The 4,331-nt window shown below is 67.6% G+C and carries 4 protein-coding genes and 1 pseudogene; 2 read left to right on the top strand and 3 right to left on the bottom strand.

Features of this window, described 5'->3' with window-relative positions; translation table 11 throughout:
* The 3 genes and pseudogenes from G6030_RS11335 to G6030_RS11325 all read right to left on the bottom strand — a co-directional run.
* Window positions 1-596 (bottom strand): annotated as a pseudogene (locus G6030_RS11335) (heavy metal translocating P-type ATPase); the annotation flags it as partial.
* 35 nt (window positions 597-631) lie between these two features.
* On the bottom strand, window positions 632-1,258 hold the full coding sequence (locus G6030_RS11330) for a YdhK family protein (protein ID WP_081470572.1): 627 nt from the start codon (window positions 1,256-1,258) through the stop codon (window positions 632-634).
* A gap of 40 nt (window positions 1,259-1,298) precedes the next feature.
* Window positions 1,299-2,789 (bottom strand): multicopper oxidase family protein, encoded by a 1,491-nt coding sequence (locus tag G6030_RS11325; protein WP_043568379.1) that lies wholly within the window; start codon window positions 2,787-2,789, stop codon window positions 1,299-1,301.
* 250 nt (window positions 2,790-3,039) lie between these two features.
* On the opposite strand from G6030_RS11325, the gene G6030_RS11320 reads away from it, so the two are divergent.
* Together G6030_RS11320 and G6030_RS11315 are read left to right on the top strand one after the other, a co-directional pair.
* Window positions 3,040-3,771 (top strand): response regulator transcription factor, encoded by a 732-nt coding sequence (locus G6030_RS11320; protein WP_241724314.1) that lies wholly within the window; start codon window positions 3,040-3,042, stop codon window positions 3,769-3,771.
* 101 nt (window positions 3,772-3,872) lie between these two features.
* The coding region (locus G6030_RS11315) for a HAMP domain-containing protein (RefSeq protein ID WP_347238641.1) at window positions 3,873-4,331 on the top strand (459 nt) is incomplete at its 3' end.

The raw sequence follows: 4,331 nt of genomic DNA, 5'->3' as shown, positions 1-4,331 counted from the left end.
TCGACCTTCTCGGCCTCATCCGGCAGCAGCGCCGCCAGTGAATCCAGTGCGGAGGTGGTCTGGGCCAGCGAGCGCATCTCGATCCAGTGGCCCAGCAGCATGATGACCACCAGCAGGGCAAGTTCCCACCAGAAGTTCAGCGCGTGATCGAGCACGCCCAGGCTCGCGCCCCAGGAGGCGGTGAACGCCACGGTGATCGCCAGGCCGATGAGCAGCATCATGCCGGGCTGGCGAGCGCGGAGCTCGGACACCGCGCCGGTCAGGAACGGCCTGCCGCCCCAGAAGTAGACCACGGTGCCCAGGGCGGGGGAGACCCACCACACCCACCGGGCATCGGGCAGGTCGTAACCGATGAGGTGGGCGAACATGTCGTTGAACGCCACCACCGGGACCGCCAGGACGAGGGTGATCCAGAACAGCCGCCGGAACTGGCCGACATGATCACCGTGCCCGCCATGGCCTGCATCGTCGTGGCCACTATGGTTCTCGTGCCTGTCGTGAGACTGGTCTGCCGAGTGCTCGTCGTGCGTGTGGTGGCCGCCCTGCTCGCGGGTCTGGGCCCCGGCGGCTCCGTGGTGGGTGTGCTGGTCGTTCATAGTCTGTCCGTCCCTTCCAGCCCGGTTGCTGTTGCCTAGTACGCCGGCTGGATCTCACTTTCGACGACCCACTTGTGGTTCGTCATCGTCATCCCGTCGGCTTCGAAGTCCACGACGTAGACGGTCTCGTCGGTCGAGGACGCGATCGTTGCCGTTGTCCCGCCCATGCCTGGCATGTGCTCGGCGGTCACGGTCACTTCGGTGCCATCGTCGAGACGGTCATCGCCGACGCCTTTGAGCTCTTCCTGGACGACCCACTTGTGGTCGAGCACGGGCTCGCTGCCGTCGGTGGGGGTGTAGTCGATCGCGTAGGTGTAGGTGTCGTAGGCGCCGACGATGGTGGCGGTGGCACCGTTCATGCCCTCCATGTGGTCGGCCGTCAGCGTGACTGCGGTGCCGACCGGGTAGGTCGGATCGGTGGCCTCAGTCATGCCCTCAGGCACCGGGCCGCCGTCTGCGGGATGTTCCATGCCATCGTGGCCCCCTTGGCCGCCATGGGTGTCCTCGTTCTGTGTGGCGGCGGCGGTGCCTGTCGCGGGTGCGGATGTGCTGGTTGCCGGGAGGGACGCGGCCGAGGTGTTCTCCGTGTTGTCGGTGCAGGCCGATAGTGCCAGCGTGGCGGCGATCAGGGTGGCGGGGATCAGCTTGGTGGTGCGGGTCATGGTGGCGGAGCGCCTTTCGGGTTGATGAGCTAAGTGGGGGTCAGGCCAGGTAAGACAGGGTCGTCATCATTCCGGCCTCCATGTGGTAGGCGTTGTGGCAGTGAAGGGCCCACTGGCCGGGGTTGTCGGTGTCGAATTGGATCTCTGCGGTGCGCATGGGTCGGATGGTGACGGTGTCTTTGCGCAGCCCGCTATCGGCGAGGGCGAAGGTGTGGCCGTGCAGGTGCATGGGGTGGGCCATGTCGGACATGTTGCGCAGCCGCATCCGAACGCGCTGACCGCGGGAGACCTCCAGCGGTGTGGTGTCGGGATGAGCCTGCCCGTTGAGGGTCCAGCGATACGGCATCATGCTGCCGCCCAGGTCGACGCTGAGATAGCGGTCGTGACCCCGGCCGGACAGGCGCGATGCCGGCGCCGGGGTCAGGTCTGCCGGAAGCAGCACCGGCCGGTCGAGTTCGATGGGACGGGGGTCGGTGGGCAGGTCGCCGGCTCCGGTGCGCACGATGGCCAAGGCGTGGCCGTTCTTGCCCTCAGCCTCGGCGAAGATCGGGAATGCCCCGTCGGCCAGGGTGATCAGGACGTCGACTCGCTCGCCCATGGCGAGCAGGATCGACTCTGTCTCGTGCGGTGTGGTGGGAAAGCCGTCGGTGTGGGTGACGGTCATCGTGTGCCCACCGACGGCGACACGAAAAAAGGTGTCGGCGCCGGCGTTGATGAACCGGATCTTCGCCCGCTGTCCGGGTCTGGCGGTCCACCGGACCGGGTCGGTGGGAACCTTCCCATTGAGCAGAAAGTGCGGGTAGCTGACGTCGCCGGCGGCGCCGAGCAGCCGGGAGGTCATGCTCTGGTGTCCTGGACCGTCGTGCATTTGGCCGTGGCCCAGTGCTCGACCTCGAGGCCCCGGGGTGTCGATGCCCAAGGCTTGGGCCGCGTCATTTGGGGTGCCGTCGGTGCCGTCGAGCCAGTCATCGACGACGACCACCCATTCGTGATCGAAGTTTCCCGGCTCGGCCGGGTCGTCGATGATCAGCGGGCCGTACAGGCCCCGGTCGAGCTGCAGCCCGGAATGCGAGTGGTACCAGTGGGTACCGGCATCCGGAACGGTGAACTCGTAGGTGAATCGGTCACCTGGCTCGATCGCTTCCTGGGTCAGGCCGGGCACGCCGTCCATGTCGTTGCGCAGGGCGATGCCGTGCCAGTGCACGCTGGTCGGCTCGTCGAGGTGGTTGTCGACCTCCACGCGCAGCAGGTCACCGGCCCCGGCCCGCAGGACGGGACCCGGCACGGTCGGACCGTAGGCCCAGGTGGCGACCACGATCCCACCCAGGTCCACCTCAACCGGGCGAGGGGACAAGCGGGCGTTGACGATGCGCTGACCTGCACGCTGGCGCTGCGTCTCGACCTCGCCCACTACCGGGTCCGATGCCGCCACCGGCGCCCCCGAGGGCCGGGACTGGCCACACGCGCCCAACGCCCCGGCGCCGGCCAGGGCCGACCCGAGGAGAAATGCTCTCCGCGACAGCCCGGTCACTGTTGCGACTCCGCCGACGGATCGCCGAACAGTGCGGTAACCAGCAGCATCGTCGAGGCCCACAGGGTGGCCACGACGACGGCGCCGAGCAGCATCCCGCCCCACCCGATCATGATGTACCTCCCGCGTCTGACTTCCGGGGCCATCGTGACCGTGCGTCCCGGCGGCTTCGATGGAGATCGTGTGAAGATTCGATCAAGACCCCCACCGCAGTGACGGGCCGCCAGTCGGTGAGGCGAAGATGACTGGCATGTCCTTTGCCGATGACCCCGGTGCCCCCGGGCTGCGGGCGCTGGTAGTTGACGACGAAGAACCCCTGGCAGATCTGGTGGGTTCCTATCTCGAGCGGGACGGCTTTGTCGTCACGATCACCGGTGACGGCCAGGATGCTGTAGACTTGGCCCGCCGCATCGCCCCGGATGTGATCGTTCTCGACCTGGGACTGCCCGGGCTGGACGGGATCGAGGTCTGCCGACAGGTCAGAACCCACAGTGACGCCTACATCGTCATGCTCACCGCCCGGACCGAGGAAGTCGACACCCTGATCGGACTATCTGTGGGCGCAGACGACTACATGACCAAACCGTTCAGCCCTCGAGAGCTCTCGGCCCGGATCCAGGCGATGATGCGCCGACCACGACAGGCCACTACCGGGGGCGGCGGAAAGACACCATCCCATGTGCACTCGATCGGCCAGCTGACCATCGACACCGCCGGGCGAGAGGTCACCGTCGGCGGTAGCGCCATCGGACTGACCCGCACCGAGTTCGACATCCTCGCCACCCTGGCCCGCGACCCCGGGATCGTCGTCACCCGCGCACAGTTGATGGCCGCCGTGTGGGGACCGAACTGGGTGGGCGATGACCACCTGGTCGACGTCCACATCGGCCACCTACGTCGCAAACTCGGCGACGACGCCGCCGTGGGCCGCTACGTCCGCACGGTCAGAGGAGTCGGCTACCGCATGGGACCAGGCCAATGAGGCCCACCCCGCCACCAACACCGGCCACGCCCGACACCCGCCGCCCCCGCCCCCGTCGCCGCGCGGCCGGAGTCAGCTTCGGCACCCGACTGCTGCTGGCGATGACCAGCGTGGTCGTCGGATGCACGGCCAGCGCATGGCTCGTTGCCTCCGCACTGGCCCCGGGCATCTTCCACGACCACCTCGGGCAAGCCGGCATCGACCACAACTCCACCCAAGCCGCCCACGTCGAAGAAGCATTCACCGTCGCGATCATCCTGGCCTGGGGACTCGCGGTGGGCATCGCCGTGCTGCTAGCACTGGCAGCAACCTGGTACCTCACCCACCGAGTCCAACGCTCGGTCACCATGGTCACCACCACCACCGCCGACATCGCCCAAGGTCACTACGCGACTCGGATGACCAGCCCGAAGCTCGGCCGAGAGTTCGACGACCTGGCCACCAGCGTCAACGAACTCGCCCGACGTCTCGATGCCACCGACGTCACCAGACGACGAATGCTCGCCGACCTCGGCCACGAGATGCGCACCCCGCTGGCCACCATCGACTCCTACCTCGAG

It is taken from the genome of Dietzia sp. E1 (assembly GCF_014145015.1).
Lineage (GTDB): Bacteria > Actinomycetota > Actinomycetes > Mycobacteriales > Mycobacteriaceae > Dietzia > Dietzia cinnamea_A.
This window is presented reverse-complemented; position numbering and strand designations above follow the sequence as displayed.

Bases quoted from the DNA above. Each gene is read 5' to 3' on its own strand.
- G6030_RS11330 (WP_081470572.1), bottom strand. From the start codon at position 1,258: ATGACCCGCACCACCAAGCTGATCCCCGCCACCCTGATCGCCGCCACG.
- G6030_RS11320 (WP_241724314.1), top strand. From the start codon at position 3,040: ATGTCCTTTGCCGATGACCCCGGTGCCCCCGGGCTGCGGGCGCTGGTA.